General features: G+C 36.4%; 24 protein-coding genes. 22 read left to right on the forward strand and 2 right to left on the reverse strand.

What is annotated here, in order from left to right; all coding sequences use genetic code 11:
* The first annotated feature begins 126 nt into the window (after positions 1–126).
* From ACR65F_RS06005 to ACR65F_RS06100, 20 genes are all read left to right on the forward strand, one after another.
* Positions 127–960, forward strand: coding sequence for a DUF2785 domain-containing protein (locus ACR65F_RS06005; protein WP_440503632.1), 834 nt, complete (start codon positions 127–129; stop codon positions 958–960).
* Between the two features lie 630 nt (positions 961–1,590).
* Complete coding sequence (locus tag ACR65F_RS06010; protein WP_440503693.1) at positions 1,591–2,352, forward strand: Cof-type HAD-IIB family hydrolase; 762 nt, start codon at positions 1,591–1,593, stop codon at positions 2,350–2,352.
* A gap of 20 nt (positions 2,353–2,372) precedes the next feature.
* Positions 2,373–2,849 carry a DinB family protein gene (locus ACR65F_RS06015; protein WP_039044375.1) on the forward strand — a complete coding sequence of 159 codons (477 nt, stop codon included), beginning with the start codon at positions 2,373–2,375 and terminating at the stop codon, positions 2,847–2,849.
* Between the two features lie 187 nt (positions 2,850–3,036).
* Positions 3,037–3,963, forward strand: coding sequence for a hypothetical protein (locus ACR65F_RS06020; protein ID WP_052246009.1), 927 nt, complete (start codon positions 3,037–3,039; stop codon positions 3,961–3,963).
* 163 nt (positions 3,964–4,126) lie between these two features.
* Positions 4,127–4,504: a YhfM domain-containing protein gene (locus ACR65F_RS06025; RefSeq protein WP_440503633.1), complete on the forward strand. Its 378-nt coding sequence runs from the start codon at positions 4,127–4,129 to the stop codon at positions 4,502–4,504.
* Positions 4,505–4,575: 71 nt separating this feature from the next.
* The gene (locus tag ACR65F_RS06030) at positions 4,576–5,421 is read left to right on the forward strand and encodes a DUF2268 domain-containing putative Zn-dependent protease (RefSeq protein ID WP_440503634.1); all 846 of its coding nucleotides are present in this window, start codon (positions 4,576–4,578) and stop codon (positions 5,419–5,421) included.
* A gap of 164 nt (positions 5,422–5,585) precedes the next feature.
* Positions 5,586–7,052, forward strand: coding sequence for an amidase family protein (locus ACR65F_RS06035; RefSeq protein WP_440503635.1), 1,467 nt, complete (start codon positions 5,586–5,588; stop codon positions 7,050–7,052).
* Positions 7,053–7,310: 258 nt separating this feature from the next.
* Complete coding sequence (locus tag ACR65F_RS06040) at positions 7,311–7,481, forward strand: hypothetical protein (protein WP_440503636.1); 171 nt, start codon at positions 7,311–7,313, stop codon at positions 7,479–7,481.
* Between the two features lie 97 nt (positions 7,482–7,578).
* Entirely contained in the window at positions 7,579–7,956 is a 378-nt protein-coding gene (locus ACR65F_RS06045; RefSeq protein WP_440503637.1) for a peptidylprolyl isomerase, read from the forward strand.
* A 98-nt stretch (positions 7,957–8,054) separates the two neighbouring features.
* The gene (locus ACR65F_RS06050; protein ID WP_440503638.1) at positions 8,055–8,336 is read left to right on the forward strand and encodes a hypothetical protein; all 282 of its coding nucleotides are present in this window, start codon (positions 8,055–8,057) and stop codon (positions 8,334–8,336) included.
* A gap of 143 nt (positions 8,337–8,479) precedes the next feature.
* A complete protein-coding gene (locus tag ACR65F_RS06055) occupies positions 8,480–8,656 on the forward strand; it encodes a hypothetical protein (protein ID WP_440503639.1) in 177 nt (58 codons plus the stop codon).
* A 126-nt stretch (positions 8,657–8,782) separates the two neighbouring features.
* The gene (locus tag ACR65F_RS06060; RefSeq protein WP_440503640.1) at positions 8,783–9,217 is read left to right on the forward strand and encodes a hypothetical protein; all 435 of its coding nucleotides are present in this window, start codon (positions 8,783–8,785) and stop codon (positions 9,215–9,217) included.
* Between the two features lie 617 nt (positions 9,218–9,834).
* A complete protein-coding gene (locus ACR65F_RS06065; protein ID WP_440503641.1) occupies positions 9,835–10,413 on the forward strand; it encodes an ArsR/SmtB family transcription factor in 579 nt (192 codons plus the stop codon).
* A 97-nt stretch (positions 10,414–10,510) separates the two neighbouring features.
* On the forward strand, positions 10,511–11,776 hold the full coding sequence (locus tag ACR65F_RS06070; RefSeq protein WP_440503642.1) for an MFS transporter: 1,266 nt from the start codon (positions 10,511–10,513) through the stop codon (positions 11,774–11,776).
* 167 nt (positions 11,777–11,943) lie between these two features.
* Positions 11,944–12,813, forward strand: coding sequence for an AraC family transcriptional regulator (locus ACR65F_RS06075; RefSeq protein ID WP_440503643.1), 870 nt, complete (start codon positions 11,944–11,946; stop codon positions 12,811–12,813).
* A gap of 285 nt (positions 12,814–13,098) precedes the next feature.
* On the forward strand, positions 13,099–13,998 hold the full coding sequence (locus ACR65F_RS06080) for a DoxX-like family protein (RefSeq protein ID WP_440503644.1): 900 nt from the start codon (positions 13,099–13,101) through the stop codon (positions 13,996–13,998).
* 8 nt (positions 13,999–14,006) lie between these two features.
* Positions 14,007–14,612, forward strand: a complete 606-nt coding sequence (locus tag ACR65F_RS06085) for a DUF4166 domain-containing protein (protein ID WP_440503645.1) — start codon at positions 14,007–14,009, stop codon at positions 14,610–14,612.
* Positions 14,605–16,185 carry a YndJ family protein gene (locus ACR65F_RS06090; RefSeq protein ID WP_440503646.1) on the forward strand — a complete coding sequence of 527 codons (1,581 nt, stop codon included), beginning with the start codon at positions 14,605–14,607 and terminating at the stop codon, positions 16,183–16,185. The genes ACR65F_RS06085 and ACR65F_RS06090 overlap by 8 nt, the downstream gene beginning before the upstream one ends.
* A 102-nt stretch (positions 16,186–16,287) precedes the next feature.
* Entirely contained in the window at positions 16,288–16,860 is a 573-nt protein-coding gene (locus tag ACR65F_RS06095) for an LOG family protein (protein WP_440503647.1), read from the forward strand.
* 197 nt (positions 16,861–17,057) lie between these two features.
* A complete protein-coding gene (locus tag ACR65F_RS06100) occupies positions 17,058–17,309 on the forward strand; it encodes a hypothetical protein (protein WP_440503648.1) in 252 nt (83 codons plus the stop codon).
* A 232-nt stretch (positions 17,310–17,541) separates the two neighbouring features.
* Here ACR65F_RS06100 and ACR65F_RS06105 read toward each other — a convergent pair whose 3' ends face one another.
* Positions 17,542–18,150: a cupin domain-containing protein gene (locus ACR65F_RS06105; RefSeq protein WP_039044363.1), complete on the reverse strand. Its 609-nt coding sequence runs from the start codon at positions 18,148–18,150 to the stop codon at positions 17,542–17,544.
* 250 nt (positions 18,151–18,400) lie between these two features.
* On the opposite strand from ACR65F_RS06105, the gene ACR65F_RS06110 reads away from it, so the two are divergent.
* Positions 18,401–18,628, forward strand: coding sequence for a hypothetical protein (locus ACR65F_RS06110; RefSeq protein WP_440503649.1), 228 nt, complete (start codon positions 18,401–18,403; stop codon positions 18,626–18,628).
* A gap of 98 nt (positions 18,629–18,726) precedes the next feature.
* Here the strand turns inward: ACR65F_RS06110 and ACR65F_RS06115 are convergent, their stop codons facing one another.
* Positions 18,727–19,266: a GNAT family N-acetyltransferase gene (locus tag ACR65F_RS06115; protein WP_440503650.1), complete on the reverse strand. Its 540-nt coding sequence runs from the start codon at positions 19,264–19,266 to the stop codon at positions 18,727–18,729.
* 798 nt (positions 19,267–20,064) lie between these two features.
* Between ACR65F_RS06115 and ACR65F_RS06120 the strand changes: the two genes are divergently transcribed.
* Complete coding sequence (locus ACR65F_RS06120) at positions 20,065–21,336, forward strand: RidA family protein (protein ID WP_440503651.1); 1,272 nt, start codon at positions 20,065–20,067, stop codon at positions 21,334–21,336.
* Positions 21,337–21,588: the final 252 nt, after the last annotated feature.

Consider the following 21,588-nt stretch of genomic DNA (forward strand, 5'->3'; position numbering starts at 1 on the left):
AATTGTCCGGATATTAAATAACCATTGTGAAGCTAACGCGGGCAGTTGTCGCATAAGGTTTGTGGTGCTTCAATCGGTCCAAAATAACGCACAAATACGTAGCAAAAAAAGAAATGAGGCGGATCAATGGCAGACCTGAAATTCCAATTAATAGAGATTAAAAAAAATGACTACAATTTCACTGGTTATGATCTCAATAAGTTAATTTCCGAAATGTTAAAGGACATTGGATCAACAGACAGTGAACTTCGTGATGAATTGATTTACATAACATTCGGGCAAATGATCGTGGCAAATAATATTCTAAACAAGGACCAGATAAAACAACTATTAGATATTTGTGTTGATGATCAACATCTATTTTATAGGTTAGGAGAAAATGAAACTGATTCCGTATTTGTAAGGTCATTCTCAGTATTGATTTTACCTTTTATTCTGAATGTAGATCAGCGCGACCCTTTTTTGTCCGAAAGTGAAATAAAGTACGTACGAAAACGACTTTTCACTTATGTCAGGGAAGAAAAAGATGTAAGAGGATATGTAGATGGTAAAGGATGGGCACATTCTATGGCTCACGCTGCCGATGCATTGGGGGAGATTGCCAATCATCCCTACATAAAGGAAGATGATTTAATAGAGTTATTGGAAGTTATTAATGCTAAAGTGCTATTTCCTAATTCTATTTATACTCACAATGAAGATGAGCGAATGGCACTCGCAGCTTTTAATACAATCGATAGAGGGTTATTAAATGAACAACAAATTTTAAATTGGATTAACAATATAAAAATCCAATTGGACACTCAAAAGAAACTTGTATCTGACCTTAACAGCTTATATCTTAAGCTTAATGTACGTAACTTTCTATACAATTTATATTTTCGCCTTCGCTATAACAATGTGGGTCTTACTCTCCAAAAAGAGATTGAAAAACTACTAGATTCGATTCGAGATTTTTAAATGAGCATTGTAGCAAGCAAACAGGGCTTTAAAGGAAGAAGGAGAATTTGAATGACAGTCGCGGTATCTTCAAAAAAAGTCCGAATGATGATATATGGAGGGTTAAGCCAATTAAAAAGGATTAATGAAACTAAGAAGATTTTCCGTTAACGGCGACAATTCATGCATAAGTGCTGCCAACAATCGGTTCATTTTGAAGTGTAGGGAAGAAAACGGAGGTCCTACTATGCAATTGATTTTTAACAAAATAACGCTTTACAGCTTAGTTTTTATCATTTTGATTAATAGTAATAGGATTCATATTACGAGCTATATTTTTCCCTATACAAGATAGAAATCTTGTAAGTAGTAAAGAGCTATTGGAACTTCAAAAAGAATATGCGATCAAATACCCCATCGGAAGAGGGTTACTCTACTTAGGTCTGTTTCTAATAATTGTAATTATCACTCTATTCGTTACTAAGTTAATAAGATCAAAAAGGTAATAAGTATTCCTTAATTTGGAGCAGTTGTGGAATAAGCACTGTGTCGGAATTCGGCCAAATTCTTGATGAGGATTTGTGCCTTTTTCAGCAATAGGATAAATTCAATGGTAAAAATGATATAAAGGAGTTTGCTATGAATTAAAAGATTGTATTTTTCGACGTTGATGGAACTCTTGTAAATTATGAAGATGGATGTATTTCTACAAGTACAAAGAGCGCTCTACAAATATTGAAAAGTAAGGGCATTAGATTAGTGGCAGCTACAGGTAGGCCATTATCGATGTGTCAAGATTTAAAAGATTTAGGAATAGACACGTTTATCACTGCTAATGGCGCCTATACTAAACACCAAGATCTAGTAATACACAAAATAGTATTGCCAAAACATATAGTTCATTCTGTAAAAAACGTTGCATATGAAAATAAACAAAGTCTTTCATTTTTCACAGAAGAGTTAACGATGAACAGAATACAGAATCCGACTACTTTTCAAGCAATGAATGAAACTCTTTCATTACTAGAATACCCTAAGTTCAATGAAAAAATATTTGATGGAGAAGTATACTTAATGTGTTTATATGTAGGAGATGAAACCATTCCAAAATATAAAATGCAGTTTCCTGATTTAATTTTTCAACGGTGGCATCCGAATATCGTAAATGTTTTACATGAGGAAGTGTCAAAGTCAATTGCTATTAAAGAAGTATTGAAGTATTTTGATATAGATTCTAGTGAAGCAATAGCATTTGGTGATGGGGATAATGATATCGATATGTTAGGGATAGTAGGATATGGTATTTCAATGGGTAATGGTAGTGACAAATTAAAAAAGAGTGCCAACTACGTAACGAAAAAATCAAGTGATGATGGTATTGAATTTGCTTTACAACATCTTCATTTAATCTAATTTGAGGGGATGTATTTATAATGTTTTATGAAATGTTTAATTATAACTGGCAAGTTAGAGAGGAATGGATTGAATGGTGCGATAGGCTCTCCAAAGAAGAACTCAATAAGAGGCGAACTGGCGGTATGGGAAGTATACTTCATAACTTGTTTCATGTTATCGATTGTGAGCAACTATGGATTAACCAACTACAAGAAACAGTAATTACGCAAAAAAATATGAAAGCTATAACAAATTCGGATGAAATTAAAGAGTTTTCTAATTCAACGAAAAAGGTAAGTAAGAGGTTTATTAGAGAGTATGAGAAAAGCAATGAGAATAATATATTTACTTATACTTCTAAAAGTGGTGAGAAAAAGCAATGGACATACAACAAGGTTCTTTATCACATCATTACTCATGAAATACATCATATTGGTCAATTATCTATCTGGGCTAGAGAAATTGGAAAAGAACCAATTTCATCAGATCTGATTTTTAAAGATATTGAATTGTAACGTTTATCTGGTTCAAAGAAATTTCAGATTTTCTACTTTAGCTAAATAACAAAGGTTTCATATTTTCGTATTCCACTACACAGCAATTTAGCCATTTGATTGTTAAATGTGTTTTATCAATTTCTAAAAGATATCCATTTTAATTGCTGCGGAAGAATAAAATTCAATAACTGAGGTGCTAATTAATATGACCCTACAAGTAGAACCAACACATGAACAAATAGATTTTTGGATTGAAAATTATGTCCCCCAAAAAGATTTCTTTTTTGTAGAGGAAAACAGCTTAAGTACTTTAAAAGGTTATTTGAATGAAGTAATGGTTATACCACGAGCGGAGTTTTTCGATCATTCTTCTTATAATCAAATCCAGTTTGTGAATAGCTATATGTACTGGACTTTATCGAATAGAATTGACTATATTATCGTTGCGAAGGGTAGTTGGATCACAGAGTTACCACTTCATTTGAGAAAGCGCATACTTGAAGTTCAACTTGAAATGGGAACAGGGTTAACTATCCCTGCTTCATTGTTCCAATCTACAGGTATTATTCCAGCTGAATATATAGTAAAAAGAAATAATAATATAAATAAATATTTCAATGATAATATTACAGCCCACGAAAAGGAATTCATTGTTTTCCGATCAAGTATGTGGAATGAACTACCTCGAATGGTACAGGCAAACATCGTAAAAGCATATGCTATGAAAATTGACGAGTGGACATGCAATAATATTCCAGAAAAAACGCCAACACATCTTAAAGCGTATGCGAATACTTTTTCAACTGTGGCTGGTAGTAATTGTCTAGCCTCAACATTATTTGCAATCACGGGAGAAGCTTGGATTCTCGATGAATGGGTGCATCCCGAAACATTTTTAAAGGGATTATTTATTAACAATTATTATATGGTAGATGATGACATTCAAGAAGGTGATGTGGTGACGTGGATAAATTCGAATAATATTATCCAACACGCTTCCTATCACATTGAAAATGATGTTTATTTTAATAAAAGCGGGCAAACTTTCTTTGAGCCATTAAAAATTACTCAGTTTGAACAAATAAATCGAACTTGGGAAGATTACGAAATAAATGTTTACCGGAAAAAATAATTTGACATTTGTCTTGCGACCGTATTAAAGAATTGGGGGCTATTTTACATGCTTCAATCGCTTCATTTAAAGGGTATATATGAAACTTTATTTAAGTGATCGCGACTAACTTGGATAAAGCAGTATTAACCTCAATACACGTGCATTTGAAAGGAACGAATATATGAAAAAATGTTTAGTTATAGCAATCTTTCTTTTTGTTCTCATCCCAACACTAAGCGGTTGTAGCAATGGTATTAAAGCGGTTAAGGAAGTAAATGTTTATGAGATGGAAAGCTTTGCTGAAGTTAAAAAAGATTCATTAGTCACTTTTACAGATGAAAAAGCAATTAAACGATTTAAAAAGGCTTTTAGCAGTGCTAAGAAACAACCAGGAGTAGTGGATATGGCAGACCCAGATTACAAAGTCGAATTGGGTGAGAAATCATTCTTTCTTTGGTTAGGTCAAGAATACGGAACTATAATGGATGTTAGTGATACGAATACTATCTACTCATTATCGACAAAGTCAGTTGATAAAATTAATGATCAATTAAATTAACGGGGCCAATAACAGAAGAAGGTTTTGCTTCAAACGGACCAGATTGTTAGTTAATTAGGAGGATTGAGCACTTGAATGATCATATTGAAATTCATAATTTAGTACCTAAGTTTTTGCAGTTTTATAAAAAGGCAACTACTAAAGATATTGATTGTGAAGAGAGATGGGAACTATGGAAAAAATACTATAATTTTGCTGCTGTTCCTCCAGGTGAGAATGGTGAGGAGATAGCTAAGAAATTATTGAATGAAGCATGGGATAAATATTCTGATTATATTAGCCTTATAGAAAATTGGGAACCTGATGAATCTCTTGTATTAGGGTATCTGACAGAAGTTAAAAAGGTATTGGGTTACGACAGAGCCGTTAACTTCATTATAATTTATTTCGTAGGAGGATTTGAAAATAATCCATTTGTTGCTCCATACGATCAAGAAAGAATTGCGTTATGTTTACCAGTTGAGTGTGATACCTCAGATATAATTCTTTCACACGAACTCACTCACATTGTACATTCAAAAACCGCTAATTTAAAGTCCGAATGGGAAAGAACTATAGGATCTGCAATATTACAAGAAGGTCTTGCAACACGTGTTAGCAAATATTTAGTGCCTGGTAAACAGGACGAACAATACATTGAGTACACAAAAGGTTGGCTAAAGTCATGTGAAGCAAAGAAGAAAGAAATAGTAAAAGGTATACTTCCATATTTAGATGACTCTTCATCAGAAGCAATCACTAAATTTACATTTGGGACCGGAACCACTGGAAATGAAAGAGAGCTATACTTTGTTGGCTGGGAGATAGTGAAAATATTACAGAAGCAAGGTATAACTTTTAAACAGATTGCAAGTATTGAAGAAAAGGAAATTCCAAATTATTTACGTGAAGTATTTCCCTTATTACTTGAAGAATAATCGCCATAAAAGATCTGATTATAACTCAACATCCAGGGTTTTAGTAAAAGAACGGATAGCGCCTTTTTCTACTACAACCAAATGGACGATTTGTTCAAAAAGGTATTTTCTTAATGTTGAATAATAGTTTTGAATAAAAAATGGAGTAATAGAGGAGCATACTATTGGAAATTAATTTCAACAATTTTTTTGAAGACGAATTAACAATTGAGGATATACAAGTAGCTATAGAAAGTGGAGAAGTAACCTCCAAAGAGTTGGTTATGTATTATCTTCACAGAATAGCGGAGTATGACCAAGATGGTCCTAAAATAAATTCTATTCTTGAAATAAATCCTGACGCAATATTCATTGCTGAAGCATTAGATTATGAAAGAAAAATAAAGGGGGTTAGAGGTCCTTTGCACGGTATTCCTGTTGTTCTTAAAGACAATATTGAAACGAATGATTCAATGCATACAAGTGCAGGAACACTTGCATTAGAGACGCATATTAGTAATTACGATGCTTTTCTTGTCGAAAAGCTCCGTAACGCGGGTGCAGTCATATTAGGCAAGACAAATATGACCGAACTAGCTAATGGGATGTCAAATACGATGTGGGCAGGCTATAGTTCCAGAGGTGGACAAGTATTAAATCCATATGGAGATGCTAATCTTTTTGTAGGTGGCTCCAGTTCAGGTTCCGCAGTGGCTGTAGCTGCAAATTTCTCCGTTTTATCCGTAGGAACTGAAACAGATGCATCCATTCTTAGTCCTGCTATCCAAAACTCGGTAGTCGGCATTAAACCCACTGTTGGTTTAATAAGCCGAAAAGGTATAATCCCTTTTACATATTCTCAGGATACGGCAGGACCAATGGCAAGAACTGTTAAGGACGCATCTATTTTATTGGGAGCTTTAGTTGGTGTTGACAAACATGACCCCGCTACCTATAAAAGTGAAGGAATATTACAACCGGATTATTCGAAATTTTTGGACCCTACGGGATTGAAAGGTGCGAAAATTGGTGTATTCAAAGATGGTACTAAAACGTTTTATGAATCCGTAGAATATGACGAGGAATTGTTTGAGGATGTCATACAGACCTTAAAGGAAGAAAGTGCCTTGGTCATTGAAGATATAGAAATCCCTTCTTATCATAGAGAGTGGAAAAGGGAAGTACTACTATCGGAGTTGAAACATAGCCTAGAAAATTATCTTTCCAAACTCCCTTCACATTTACCTATACATTCAATAAGTGATCTGATTCAGTTTAACAAGAGGAATGCAGATAGAGCATTGAAATACGGACAGAATAAGTTGGAGGAAATTGTGGTACTACCCAATACGTTAAGTAATCCTGACTATTTGAATGCAAAACTAGAGGATTTATATTTTTCCCAAACTGGGATTGATTATACCTTGAAAAAGCATGACCTTGATGCAATTCTTTTCCCTTCATATATAGGTTCGACAATCTGTGCCAAAGCCGGGTATCCATCGATAGCTCTACCTGCTGGATACAAAGAAAGTGGAAGACCATTTGGTATAACTTTTGCAGGTAGCGCCTTTAGTGAAGGTATATTAATAAAGTTTGCATATGCTTTTGAACAAGCTACTAAACATCGGAAAAGTCCAAAAATAATCTAGAAGACAAATGTAATTTAGCCCAAAAACAATTACGCACCCTAAAAAACTTTCGCTTCAAATATTAAATCTATTAATAAGTAAATCAACAAACAGGCCCAATTCTTGTAAAAAGATTTGTGCTTTTTCAACAATAGGACCAAATCGTGGAATAAAATAACGTCTTAGGAGTTGAAAGAGCAGTGATTTATAAGATTACAGGAATTGTATTTATTGCTATGGCAGGATTGATTTATATATACTTTGGAAAGAGGATTCTCTTTGCTTTCTACGAGTGTAATTCAAGCAGGCTTTTTCTCTGGACAAATGAATGGTGAAGTTCCGGACATTGAAGTTAATGGATTCTTTGCCAATTTGTTTGTTCCAGTGTTCTTAATTCTAGGAATCATATTCTTAATTTATGGGTTCAGTAAAATTGTGAAAAATAAATAATCCGCAATTGGGGCATTTGTGTTATAAGTGATTTCGTCTATATCGTAAAAAAGCAAGAATCTTTAAATAACACTAAACTGATGAGGGAGTGAAATTGGTGAAAAAATTATTTTTAATAATGTTCTCTGCTCTTGCAATCTTATCTCTACCAGCATGTACACAGAAAAAATTAAGCTTTGACGAAGTGGATACTGTTCCTAAAAAAGTAACAGAAGCAATAAACCCTGATGATCAACTTCAAATGATTAATAAAAATGGTAAAGTGACTTACATTGTTTTTCAATCAAAACAAGATGTTAAAGCCAGTTTGGAATCAGTGGATAAGACAGCACTTATCAAGTTAGATGAAGTGGATGCGAACGATAATGAACTAAAGCAATATATATACACGTTAACAATAGATGAGTCTCATGACACAATTGAAATCAAAGTTAATGGTGAATCAACGCCTTATCCTATGACTATTATAGACTAACGCGGGTTTTAATGGCACAATGCTTGTGCTTCAAATGGGGGCTTTATTTGAACGCAAGGACGCTACAATAGAATTTATTAATTGAATGGAGTGTTTTTATGAACCAGTTTAATGAATCCTATAATACGATGGTTATTACACTAAATGCAATTTTGAATGGGGAAAAACCTGTCCTTCATGTATCCCATGACGAAGAAGATGGGATGTGGCAATTTCTTGATGGGTCAAAGGCACTTGATACAGACAATGCAAGAATAGTTATTCTTGAAGAAATTTTAAAGATAGATGAATCACTTTCTTCACTATGGGATTTACCTAGGGGATGGATAGCAGAAAGAGTTAATGCTGAGGCATTATGGAGTAGATATGAAAATACATAATTCCATTTTAATTTAATCAACTGGCGCAATTATGGAAAAAGAAGTTGTGCCTATTAAACAATAGGACCATTTGGTTGAATTAAAGTTAAATGTAACTTTTATCTAAATACTACGTATGTATTTAAAAGAAGGGAGGGAATATAGTGTGGATTTTCTGGGGTTTCTTCGTAGCTGTGATTGTAGGTGCCTATCTCGTGGATTTATTGTCTGGACGAAAACGCAATTTTGAAGAACAGGAAAAGTCATTGAATCAGAACTCAGCAGGAAGCGATGCTTTACGGGAAGTGGGAAGGATTGACCAAAACACTGGTCCTTTTTAATATTTCAACCTTCGGGGGCATTTCATGCATAAGTGCTGCCAATAATTGAGCCGGAAAATATCATAACTGAGGTTAAAAGCCTTTGTACATTCATATATTTAAAGTAAAGAACAGGGAGTGTACAAAGTGACCAAAGGGAAAATGATTATGATCGGAACCATTGTGATTATATTTGTTGTAACCTTTTTATTTATCAATAACTCCTTAACAAAAGGAGAGTCATCTGAATTACCGCTGTCAATGAGTCCCGAAATACAAGCAGTATCTGAAAAGAATCTAAGAGAAGTAGAAGAAATTTCAAGCCACCTCTATCAAAAGAATGGATTTTTTGAACAAGTAAACGCCAAAATAGAGGCAAAAGGTTATTCTTTTCAAATGATGGTTGCAATTTATTCGAAAAATGATATTCGGGTAAAGTATGTGTTAGTAAATAAGGATGCGACTGAATTCGCCCAGGAAGACGTTAAATCCACTTTTTATGAGTCCGTTGAAAATAACAATTTAGATACCAGTTTATTTAATCTGAAAATAGGTGACAGTAGTGATGGACCAAATTGGTAAAGAAGGTCGTATACCTTTAACGGGGCATTCCTGGCATAAGGATGTGCACTCTTTTCAGTAATAGGGCAAAGACTATAGTAAATACTTTACGGTACGTCAATCTTAAATGAACAGATAAGCATTCTCGCTTTAGAGAGTGCTTTTTTGCACTTCGATGTACTCATTTTCTGAAAAATGAATGCCCTTATACAAGCCCGTTTGAGTAGCTGCATATTGCACATAAAATTCATTAGTGTACCCTACTATAAACAAGATAGGGAGTTCTTTCTTCCAGATACTATGTTTTACCAATCATAAGGATAAATGAAGACAACTGTTATACTCTGTTGCCTTTTTAAGATCCTTGATTGTCATTTCAAGTGATTAATTGCATCAATTTTAGGCTTTATTTTTCTCAGCGGGCTACCACTAACACTTCGGAAATTTTATACGCTAAGCCAGTTTTGGAAATATTTAGATGCATATTATTTTTAATAGTGAGAAAATAAATTATAGTTAATTTTTATGAAGTGACAAGTAATTCAACAACCTTTAATCGAGGTATTTCAATTTCTAATACAAAAGAAGCGGATTAAGGGGGGATTAACCATTTCAAACAAGAAAAGAGGAGCAAAAGAATGGAAAACATACAAATTATACATTCAAGAGAACAGCTTAAGGCAATAAGCGATCCGTTGAGGGTCCAGCTATTAATATTACTCATTGAGAAGGAATATACTGGGCAACAACTATCTGAGGTTTTAGAAATCCCACGTTCAAAGGTTCATTATCACTTAAAGGCATTAAAAAAGGTGAATTTTATACAACTTATACGTGAAGAGGTAAAAGGCGGAACTGTTCAAAAGTTTTATAGAGCTGTTGCATTATCTTTCCTTCCAGGTATAGAATTGTTCCCCTATGCTGATGAAATAAGTCAGGCTAATAGAATGGCGCTAATAAAAACAATAGATAGAGTAAAAGAACGAGTATTTAATGCACCGAGTACAGCATTTTTTGAAGATGATAAATATAGCACATCTATGATTCAAGCGGAGGTTAACCTAACTAAAGATCAATTTGAAAAGATATCTAATAAGATAAATGAATTGTTTGATGAAGTTGTTTTAATGGAGAAAGAAAATAAGTCTAACCCAAACACGAGAATGTTTTATTTAGGCAACTTTGGTTTTGAAATATCAAATGCTTTTTGGGAATGATATTTTTTTAGGTAGACGGTTTAATTTTTTAACTCGGTTTATTTTTTTAAACAACATCACTAATAATATAGTCTGAAATTGAGATGAGGATGAATGAATGATTAAGTTATTTAAAAACCGTAATTTCGCAGCGCTCTTTTTTGGAAGAACCATTGCTAATTTCGGTGATAGCTTATATGCTATTGCCGCAATATGGTTGGTATATGAATTAGGAGGGTCAACTTTTTATACCGGATTGGCAGGTTTCTTAACTATGGCTCCTCATATGTTGCAATTTTTAATTGGACCTATAGTAGACAGGGTTTCTTTAAAAAAATTACTGGTAGTTACACAATTAATTCAATTCATTTTTGTTCTAAGTATTCCACTTTTACATTACATTGGAATTTTAAATGTAACGTTATTACTTATAATAATGCCAATTTTAACTTGTATAAATCAATTTATTTTCCCGGCCCAATCCGCTGCACTACCCAGAATAGTAGAAACTGATGATTTAGTTGGTGCAAATTCGCTTTTCAGTTTTGCTAATTCGGGAGTAAATATCTTAGCAAATAGTATAGGAGGCGTGTTAATTACAATTATTGGCGCTATTAATATATACTTTTTTGATGCCTTTTTGTTTTTAATAACTATATCTATCTTTTTGCTTTTTAGTTATTCAGAACCTACGGAACTCAAAATGAAATCTGAAAGTGGAACTTTAAAGGGTGTCACCAAAAGATATTTTAATGATTTACTTGACGGATACAAATTTGTTCGGGGATCCATCATATCTAAATTTTTTTACGGCTCAGTAGCTGCAAATTTTTCGTTCGGAATAGCCTTAGCTGTTCTTCCCGCATATTCAAGTTCTAGGGGAGGGGTTGAGCTTTACGGAATATTTATGGGTACATATTCCGCAGGTTACTTGTGTGGAGTCATATTATCATCGTATTTAAAAAGATTTAACTTCGGTAAAATGGTAATCACATCATTCTTTATTAGTTCATTATTTTGGTTTTCCTCGGTTTTTGTCCCATCAAATATATTATCAATCATTATATTTGGGATGGCGTTAATCCCTCTAGGTGCAGCTGAAGTAACAATGGCTGCTGCTGGACAACGAATTATCCCTCAAGAATATTTGGCTAGAACATTCTCACTTATTGCTAGTATTTCGTTTTCTGCAATGCCTTTAGGCTCATTATTTGGAGGTTATATTGGTACCGTCACCAATAGTCATTTAGCATTTGCGATAGGGAGTCTTGGTATGTTGTTTGTATCATTAGCTTGGGTTATCATCCCCCAGTTACGTAAGCTACCAAAAATTGATGAACTTGATCCTAAGAAGTATTTTGCTAACCAAAATGAGACCGTTTAATATTCATTAAGGGTCAATTAAAATTGGATAACAAATAGGGAGATTGTTGCATTATACTAAAGCTACACTTTCGTGCAATACGTGAATCAAATCTGCCACAGCAAAGCATAAATTGACAGGATAAGTTTTTTTAAAGTTGCTAAGATGACGATAAGGAGTTGAAAGCCATGGCATGGGTGGAGTCAATACAAAAGGTGATTGAATACATGGAAAAGAATATAATGGAAGACATTACGATTGACAGTATTGCTAAACAAGCCAATGTGTCACCTTTTCATTTCCAGCGAACATTTGCTGTTTTGACAGAAATTACGGTAGGTGACTATATAAGAAGACGACGATTAACATTGGCTGGAGAGGAACTACTGACAACGGATGCAAAGATTATTGACATTTCCTATAAATATGGCTATGAAACTCCCGAGGCTTTTTCTAAGGCTTTCCGAAGACAGCACAAGATTACTCCGAGTGAAGCGCGAAAGAATAAAGGGAAGCTGCAATCCTATAACCGCCTGATAATCCAGGTAACCTTGAAAGGGGCAGAACCAATGAAATATAGTGTAGTCGAGAAGAATGCGTTTCAAATTGTTGGGGTTAAACGGGAATTTTCTAGTGTGGCAGAGGAAGAAAACATAGTAGGAATTCCGGAACTTTGGGAAGAGGTCAATCAAAACGGGACAAGCGATTTGCTGTTTCAATTGAATGACAGGGTAGTAAAAGGAGTTTTAGGAATTTGTGGGGAAGTCAGCGAAGAGCAAAAAAAGGCTAATGTATTTGATTATTGGGTAGCAACCTCGTGCGCTGGGAAGGTTCCAGAAGGGATGCTAAGCTTAGAAATCCCTGCTTCCAAATGGGCGGTTTTTGAAGTGCATGGACCTATGCCTGCCGCGATGCAAAATGCGTGGAAACGAATTTTCTCCGAATGGTTCCCTTCCACTGGGTATGAGCATGCCGGTACACCAGAATTTGAATTATATACGGATGAAAATCCCAATAATCCAGATTTATACTCGGAGATCTGGATTCCAATTAAGTAAGTTCATTATTTGTATACTGTCATCAGCAAACAGTGTAATTCCATGACAATGGTTTGCACACTATTTCTATATCAAGAATAGGTCCCAGCTCCTTAAATAATTTAGAACTGTTTGCCCACCTAGTACCTTAATAATGATTAAGAAAGAGGAGCCCTCGGCGGTTCCTCTTTCTTTCGTGTAGGATGGTTCATCTAGTGAATAAAAATGATAAACTAGAGAGAGTAGCGCAAAAAGTGAGGTCAATTGGAAATAGTGTATCAAAATGTACATCGGAAGGTGAAAACTATGAAGTCAAAACCAATTTATGTAGAAATTCCAATAGATGTTCCGTTACAGCGGGTGTGGGAAGCTTCGCAAGAACCAGATTTACATGTGCAGTGGGACTTGCGCTTTTCTTCCATTCACTATTTACCTAAGGAAGACAATCAGCCGCAACGGTTTACTTATACACGAACTGTTGGTCCATTTATAACAGTAGAAGGGTGGGGGGAAAGTAGTGGCTCTGCTTATTTGGACGGTGGTTCGCGCAGTTCTTCCTTACACTTCGGCACGGATCAAAAAATCTCGCCGATACGTGAAGGTCGGGGCTATTGGAAGTATGAGCCGATGGAGGAAGGTACCAAGTTTTTGACGCAATATGATTATAAAACAAACTTCGGTAAAGCTGGACAATTGATTGATCAGTTGTTTCGACCGTTAATGGGGTATGCAACCGCACTGAGTTTTGATGTACTTAAACGGTGGATCGAACGCGGAGAAGCCCCGATATCTCAATATCGCCGTTTCTTCACAATGCAACTTCTCACGCTATATTTCGCCTTTCTATGGATGTATCAAGGTCTCGTACCTAAACTCCTTACCATGCATCCACAGGAAAAGGCCATGGTTGCAAGTGGTCTATCGCTTTCGGATGCTACAGCGACGAATGTTGTCTGGGCGATTGGTTTGGCTGAAGTTTTATTCGGAGGTGTTTGGTTGATATATCGCAAGAAACGACATCTCTTAATCTTGCAAATGGGCGCCTTTCCTTTGTTGACTATTGCAGCCTTCGTTGCTGCTCCGGAAACTGCCATTCATCCATTCAATCCCATCACGTTTAATCTATCATTACTTGTGCTGACAGGAATCGGCTTGCTCGGGAGCCGGGATCTTCCAACTGCTACATCTTGTAAAAGAAAGAGGTGAAATGTGAAGTGTCTATTTATCTAAAAGTGTTGGGGGACGATTTTTTTCGTCTTCATCCGATGCTTCAAAAAAGATATGCTTTTGAAGAGCCAGTCTTTCAAGCGGTAGGAACGATGAATCGCATATCGGGTGGCCCAAAATGGCTTTTTCCGCTCTTCCAATTGGGGGCGAGACGAAAATTCGTTTTTCCAGAAAACGGAACGAATATTTCGTTTACGATTGTCAATTCATGCTTTACTAATTCGGCAGGCGACGAACAAATTCACTGGGAACGAAAGTTTAGTTTTCCAAAAAAGATGCGCTATTTCAATGCTTTGATGAGTTTGGATGAACAACGAATGGTTGTGAAAGATTACCTCGGGGAACCGTCGATCTTTTATTCGGATTTGGGGTTTACCGTCGTGGATGGCCACGCATTGAAAATCGAATCATTGAATCAACGATTGATAATCGGGAAGATAGAGATTCCATTGCCGAAATTTCTGCAAGGATTAGCGACAGTTGTAGAGTCGTACGATGAGCTGCATGGTGTCTTTCGAATTCATGTCGATGTCAAGAACCCATTGATAGGTAAGGTATTGTCATATGAAGGAGAGTTTACAGCGGATGCGTAAGTTTGTCATGATTCATATACTGTTGTTTATGGTCGCAATCGTTTTCAGTGATGCGCCGTGGCCGTACGGCTTGTTGGTGGTTGCGCAACTTGTGTACATTCCAGTTCTATTACGAATGGTCTGTACGGAACGCGATTGGTTTTGGAAGTATTATCCGTATGTCGCCATTCCTGCTTATACCGCGGTATTGCTTGTACAAGTAGTCTCTACCAGATGGGATGGATGGATTGCTGCACTGTACTTATTGTTTACGGTATACATAGCTCTTTACGGAATCACCCGGTTTCTTCGTCGAGGATTTACGAATGTCGAGGAGTTTGCGATCGATCTTGGCCTCGTATACTTAGCTATGGGTGGTGGTTGGTATTTCGCTTTTGTTGCGGAAATCGATTTGGGGTTTAGTTCATTGCTTACGTGGTTGACCGCCATCCATTTTCATTATTCCGCTTTTATATTACCGATTTTCATAGGATGGATAGGGCGTTTGCATCAATCGGTTTTGTATCGGTGGGCGGTGGCAGCATTGCTTGCAGCCCCGATGATCGTAGCGGTCGGGATTACGTTTTCACGATGGATTGAAATGTTCTCTGTCCTGCTATATATCTATGGGTTTAGTGTGGTTATTTGGATCGTTTGGAAACTTTCTTTCGCTTCTAGTTTGCAGAAGTGGCTGTTGCGCATAGCGTTTAGCGCACTTGCGGTCACTATTACGTTTTCCATGCTGTATGTACTGAGTAATGGTTTTGGTCTATTTTCCGTTACGGTTGATTTCATGCTTCGTTTTCATGGGATGTGGAATTGCATCATATTTGCTTTAGCCGGCATAATTGGGTGGTCGTTGGATGTGCCACCATCTAGTTTTGTGCCGCTGACATTTCCGAGGAGCGGAATTCGCGGAAGACAAGTTGCGGAAGAAATCGGCCAGGTCGGTGGTCATCGCGGATTGTCTGATGAATTAACTGTTTACGGACTGTCGTCTGGCTCGGTCTCTCCTTTAATCATACGTTTCTACGAACACACGCTAGATTTCAGGCTGTACGCATCGACCCACTGGCATCACTGGTTTAAGCCGTTTGCATTTCTTTATTCGTTCATCAGCAAACGCACGCAGCAAATTAATTTACCGTTACATTCTGAAGTGGTCGAGATGACGGGGGATATCTTTACGTTGGATGAAGGACTCGATGAACGGGAACAAGTGCGCGTGTGGGAACGAAAAGTCGGTGAACAAACGATTTTCACTGCTCTTTATTCGCAGCATAAAACAAATGAACGTATGTACATGAATATTGCGTTGCCCTTACCTTATTCGACAATGACGGGAATTTTGGAGTTGCAGGCAGTTGATGGAGGATTGCAGCTTACAAGTAAACGGACGGATCCAGCTTCAGATACGGGAGTATATTTGTCATTCAACAATAGAGATTTATTCACTTTACCTCTGCAAGAAACATTTTTCATTCAGGAAACAGAGGACGGTAATTTAAAAGCTACACATGAAATGTGGATATTTTCGCTTCCTTTTCTAACGATTGATTATTCGATTGTTTACGAAGGGGCTGAGGAGAAATGAGCTGAAAAAGAGGTACCTTTGTAAAAGCATTCATCCGCAAATACGTAAAATATCCAATAGATATGTTTAAGTCGGTAAACAAAGATCAAAGGGGTGACTGAAATGGAAATTAAAAGTCTTGCAGTATTTTGTGGGTCAAGTACGGGGATAGATAGTGGTTTCATAGAGCATGCAGAAAAGTTTGGAGAAGAATTAGCTAACAATAATAAAACTTTAATTTACGGTGGAGCTCAGGTGGGATGTATGGGCGCATTGGCTGATGCCACCTTACACAGTAGGGGTAAGGTGATAGGTGTGATTCCTCGAAAACTAAAAGCTGTAGAGATTGCTCATGATCAATTAACGGAACTACATGTAGTTAATACAATGCACGAGCGTAAATCAAAAATGGCAGAATTAGCGGACGGATTTGTCGCTTTGCCTGGGGGTGCGGGAACATTAGAAGAGTGGTTTGAAGTATTTACTTGGTCACAGCTAGGTTATCATGCAAAGCCTTGTGGATTACTAAACGTAAATAACTTTTTTGATCCCTTAATTAGCATGATAGATCATACGATTGAACAGGGATTTATGAATAAAAATTATCGAGAAATGATAATTATCTCTTCAGACCCAAAAGAATTATTAGAAAAAATGGATTCTTATAGTCCGAGCTATGCTGTGAAATGGACTTAATTGATTTGTATCATATATCATATTGCAACATAAACAGCTACCTGAGAAAGAAACATTCGTGTTTGTTTAAACATTCACGTTTTCTTCATCCATAAGCGAAGAACTTATTCCTGTGCCCCCAACACGCTACATTGTAGTTTTTAATTGAAGGATTACCGTCTCGTTTATCGAAATGTAGAAAGAGGGAGGGAATGCTCATGACAAATGAAGACGTAAACAAACTATCGGATATGCTGTTACAAAGTCTTTATGACTATCACTTTGCTTATAACGGCGAACACTACACGCTACCAAAGGCAATGCTAAATGCCGACGTAAATAGCAAATTGGCTATTGAATATCTTATCGAAAAGGAATATGCCGCAGACAATGGGGGAGATACGGATAATCTAGTTTTATCCATAACAACAAAAGGATTGGAATATATTAAAAATAAGCACGTCCATTAAGCTGAAAAAAGGAAACGTGTGTAAGATAAGAACAATATTAAAATAGATACTATTAATAAAGGTGTGCATGAAACTTTCGTGTTTGTTTAAACATTCACGTTTGTTTTACGCACACCTTTCTTTACGCTGCCTTAACATAAGCATGTTGACTGAGAATTTCACACGGTTACTGTAACACAAAATAGACATGGAATTATCCATGCCTAACTACGAAATCTTTTATCAAGTAAGCTTAATAATATCTGTACCCAGGTTGGTAATTCTGGTAATACTGTTGATTATTATGCTGAGTCATATTATTTGTACCTCTATTGCAATCCGAGTATGGACCGATATATGTTGAAGGTTTTACAGGTTCTATAGCTTTTCTCCATTGATTTTCATCGAGACAATAGGTATGAGCCATGATATTTGCAGGAGTGAATTTTAAGATGTCTGAACCTAAGATCACCTCGGGAGTTGGTGCATTAAAAATTGCCAAAAGATGAGTGTTATCTGTAGTGGCCACTTCGTAATGCCACCACCCTTGAGGAACATTTGCGACTTTTCCAGGTGTAATAGGGAAATTGAGTAATTCTTTCGTAAATGGATTTAGTATCGAAACAGTAGCTGCACCCGAAATACAGTAGACTAGCTCAGCTGCATTTTGATGATAGTGAGGTTCCACCACATTATTAGTACTTAGGAAAATATCAAGCAGTGAGACATTCTCTAGTGTATTTAACTGTTGAATACCTAAAACATTAATAAAGTTTCTGCCGTCTTTTCTGAACAATGGACTTTCATTTACATCAAAAGTGAACTGGGTGGTTGGTGAAGTGTAATCAATATTTGAATTCATAAGCACATCCTTTTCTGATGATGTCAAATATGCATAGTTAGCACATATACAGGATATGTATGAATTTGTTTAAGTGTGATAAGCCCAGTATTTTTCTTGGGCTAGGATATAGTCATCACATAAAAAGCAGATACAGTATGTGGTGAGTAAGGAAGAATTAATATGTCGACATAAAGAGTAACGAGACGCTCCTTACAAATAAGAGACGCACGAGACAGAGAATATGTAACGAGAAAAGGAGAGAGTGATTATGGATTTAAGAGAAGCGACAGCAATTGTGCTGATGGATGCACTTGAAAATAATAATGGGAATATTGGCTTTGAACAACTTGATGATATGAGTAAAGCAAGAAAGAAGCGTCTTGTACTTCAAATGATGGAATCAGACGAAATGTTAGAAGAAGTTTCTACAGCTTTGGAAGAAGTTGTTGCCGAGCATTTAGATAATTACCCCGAAGAATACGGATTGGATTTTTAATACGCATCCCGAACAAAATACGTCTCTAACTAAAAAACCACTCATAATTTAAATGAGTGGAAAAAGAGAGTGTCTAAAAATTAGAGTCAATTACAAGGTTAGTCTTTAGGATTAATGATCGCCAACATCTGATGATCTTCCCAAGACCCATTAATTTTAACGTTTTTCAAAGCTATTCCTTCTTTATGGAAACCAGCTTTTTCTAATACTCGAATGGAACCTATGTTATTTGGCATTACTCCTGCTTCAATTCTATGTAACTTTAGAATTTCGAAAGCATAATCAACAACCAACTTGGTAGCTTCGGTAGTATAACCTTTACCATTATGTTCTTGGTCTAAGGAATAGCCCAAAAGCGCACTTTCACGAGGTCCACGGAAAACTTGAAACAAGCCGATAGTACCTATAAGAGTTTCCTCGCCAATTTTAAAAATCCCGAATCGATATTCTAATTCTTTTTTTGTATTTTGCTCCCATTTTTCGATTAATTCTTTTTGAGTTTCTAACGTCCAATAATTTTCAGGATGAGCTATGGAATAGCTTTCAAAAAAAGCTCGATTTCTCTTTTCTAAACTAAGTAATTCGACAGCATCCGAGAGGATAAGCGGTCGTATAAATACATTTGCTATTTTGGACATCTAATCTTCCTTTCTCTATGTATAGAACTTAAAAATTATATCATACAGAAGAAGTATATCGATGTCATGCCGATCTAAAAGTCACTCAAAATAGGTGAGAAAATGCTAGCTTTAACAGCACTAGAAAAAGAAGCAATCATTGCAGAAAGTATTTTGCTAGTGATAGTCATTTAGGGGATGGGGCGGCTGATTAAAGCAAAAAAGACGGCTGATCCTAATCGATCAGCCGTCTCTTTACAGTCACCTTTGCCTTTAGGCGAGTTAGGAGTATTTACAGGGATAGGACGAAGTATACATTTTGCAATAAATGGAGTGATGGCATGGCAATTCGATACAAGAAATTGCGGGAAATAGCACACCAGTTACCGTTGGTAGAGCTGATTGAGCAACAAATGATGTTTGCAAGAAATCTCATTAGAAAAAGATACCTACGTAAGAAGCTTCCATTTTCAAGTGAATATTCACGTACTTTTCACACACAGGTACCTTTCACTATTATACATATGGCTTACTAGTTATTAGCAATATGACTTAAAAACATTAAAATTAGTATGGATAGTCTTGCAATTTCGTAAAGATAATAGATTATTGAAATTTTCATGATAAGGTTATTTAATATACATAAATTTTTACTCATCTGGATATGTGGGCAATGAGTGGTTTTGTACGAACATGAATCACATGATGAATCCGTTTTACGTCTTTGCAATCTCGGGACAATTGTAAGACCATTTTCATGATGCAAAACATGAGTTTATAAATATGTATATAAAAATTATCTAAAAGGGGAATTCTTTCATGACAAACTTTAACGCAGTATCAGCAAAAAATACGGAGAATGCACCAAACGGTAACGGCCTATATTCACAAACTGTAGCTTTTTCTCATTACAATAATCTTTCCGCTCAATTACCGATTGAACCTAAAACTGGTAAATTAGTAGATGGTGGTATTAAAGCGCAGGCCGAACAGTGCTTCAAGAATATCGAAGCAATTGTAGACAGCATCGATCATGTAATGAGCGATATTGTTAGAATCTCTGTATTCGTTACGGATATCCAAGATGTTGACGCTGTAGACGAAGTTTATAAAACGTTCTTCCCAACATATGTTCCATCACGGACAACAGTTGCGGTTGCAGCTTTGCCTATGGATGCTTCGGTACAAATTGAAGCACTTGTCTCACACGGTGAAGGTACAATTCCTAACGCTCCACAAGCAGGCGATCTCATCAAGCTTACAAATAACACGGCAAATGCCCCAACAAGTCCTCTATCTACACAGACCGTGTCTTTCTCTCATTACAATAACCTTTCGGCTCAATTGCCGATCGATCCGAAAACTGGCAGATTGGTAGCTGGTGGTGCAAAAGAGCAGGCTGGACAGTGCTTAAAAAATGTCAAGGCAATTTTAGAAAGTATCGACGTTCCTTTTGACGACATCGTTAAGGTTAATGTGTTCCTTAAAGACCTATCGGATACGGAAGCGGTAAATGAAGTGTATAAAACATTCTTCCCAGACTCAGCGATTGCTCGAGCTGTAGCGTATGTACCTGCACGCACAACAGTTGAAGCTGCAGCATTACCTATGGGGGCTTTAGTGCAAATTGAAGTTGTAGTTTCCCACGGTGACGGTACACCTCCGCAAGCTATTGAAGACAGACACGGAATCGTAATCTGGGCAAACAACACGGAGAATGCACCTAAGAATTCTCTTTCTACGCAAACTGTAGCATTCTCTCATTACAACCACCTCTCCGCTCAATTACCGTTGGATCCAAAAACTGGTGAATTGGTAGCTGGTGGTGTAAAAGAGCAGGCTGAACAGTGTTTGAACAATATCAAAGCTATTGTAGAAAGTATCGACCACGTATTGGACGATGTCGTTAAAGTAAATATCTTCGTTAAAAACATTTCAGACATGGATGCAGTGGACGAAGCTTACAAAAAATTCTTCCCAGGTGGAGTACCTGCACGAAGAACAGTTGGCGTCTCTGCTTTACCAAATGATGCTCTAATCCAAATCGACGCAGTTGTGTCGAACGCTGAAGGAACACCACCAAAAGCATAATAATCATTTGTTCGTAAATACAGGAACGATTAAATTTACTTGTTAATGTCGCGGGTGAAAGAGTAAAAAGCAGGCCCTATTTTAAAAAACATTGAGATTTTTGCCGATTTTGGCTGAGATCTCGATGTTTTTTTAGATTCCAAGCTAACTAAATCAACAAATACTGATCAACTTCCAAGTGACAGGAGCCACCGCAAGAAATTTTCGTGTATGTTTCATGACCTGTTACCCCTAATCAGGACAAAAGATGTG

The organism is Sporosarcina sp. SAFN-010 (genome assembly GCF_059415065.1).

Coding starts and splice junctions, on each gene's coding strand:
- ACR65F_RS06005 (WP_440503632.1), top strand. CDS start 127: ATGGCAGACCTGAAATTCCAATTAATAGAGATTAAAAAAAATGACTAC.
- ACR65F_RS06075 (WP_440503643.1), top strand. CDS start 11,944: ATGGCATGGGTGGAGTCAATACAAAAGGTGATTGAATACATGGAAAAG.
- ACR65F_RS06065 (WP_440503641.1), top strand. CDS start 9,835: ATGGAAAACATACAAATTATACATTCAAGAGAACAGCTTAAGGCAATA.
- ACR65F_RS06115 (WP_440503650.1), bottom strand. CDS start 19,266: ATGTCCAAAATAGCAAATGTATTTATACGACCGCTTATCCTCTCGGAT.
- ACR65F_RS06080 (WP_440503644.1), top strand. CDS start 13,099: ATGAAGTCAAAACCAATTTATGTAGAAATTCCAATAGATGTTCCGTTA.
- ACR65F_RS06090 (WP_440503646.1), top strand. CDS start 14,605: ATGCGTAAGTTTGTCATGATTCATATACTGTTGTTTATGGTCGCAATC.
- ACR65F_RS06100 (WP_440503648.1), top strand. CDS start 17,058: ATGACAAATGAAGACGTAAACAAACTATCGGATATGCTGTTACAAAGT.
- ACR65F_RS06095 (WP_440503647.1), top strand. CDS start 16,288: ATGGAAATTAAAAGTCTTGCAGTATTTTGTGGGTCAAGTACGGGGATA.
- ACR65F_RS06015 (WP_039044375.1), top strand. CDS start 2,373: ATGTTTTATGAAATGTTTAATTATAACTGGCAAGTTAGAGAGGAATGG.
- ACR65F_RS06105 (WP_039044363.1), bottom strand. CDS start 18,150: ATGAATTCAAATATTGATTACACTTCACCAACCACCCAGTTCACTTTT.
- ACR65F_RS06070 (WP_440503642.1), top strand. CDS start 10,511: ATGATTAAGTTATTTAAAAACCGTAATTTCGCAGCGCTCTTTTTTGGA.
- ACR65F_RS06050 (WP_440503638.1), top strand. CDS start 8,055: ATGAACCAGTTTAATGAATCCTATAATACGATGGTTATTACACTAAAT.
- ACR65F_RS06025 (WP_440503633.1), top strand. CDS start 4,127: ATGAAAAAATGTTTAGTTATAGCAATCTTTCTTTTTGTTCTCATCCCA.
- ACR65F_RS06020 (WP_052246009.1), top strand. CDS start 3,037: ATGACCCTACAAGTAGAACCAACACATGAACAAATAGATTTTTGGATT.
- ACR65F_RS06110 (WP_440503649.1), top strand. CDS start 18,401: ATGGATTTAAGAGAAGCGACAGCAATTGTGCTGATGGATGCACTTGAA.
- ACR65F_RS06120 (WP_440503651.1), top strand. CDS start 20,065: ATGACAAACTTTAACGCAGTATCAGCAAAAAATACGGAGAATGCACCA.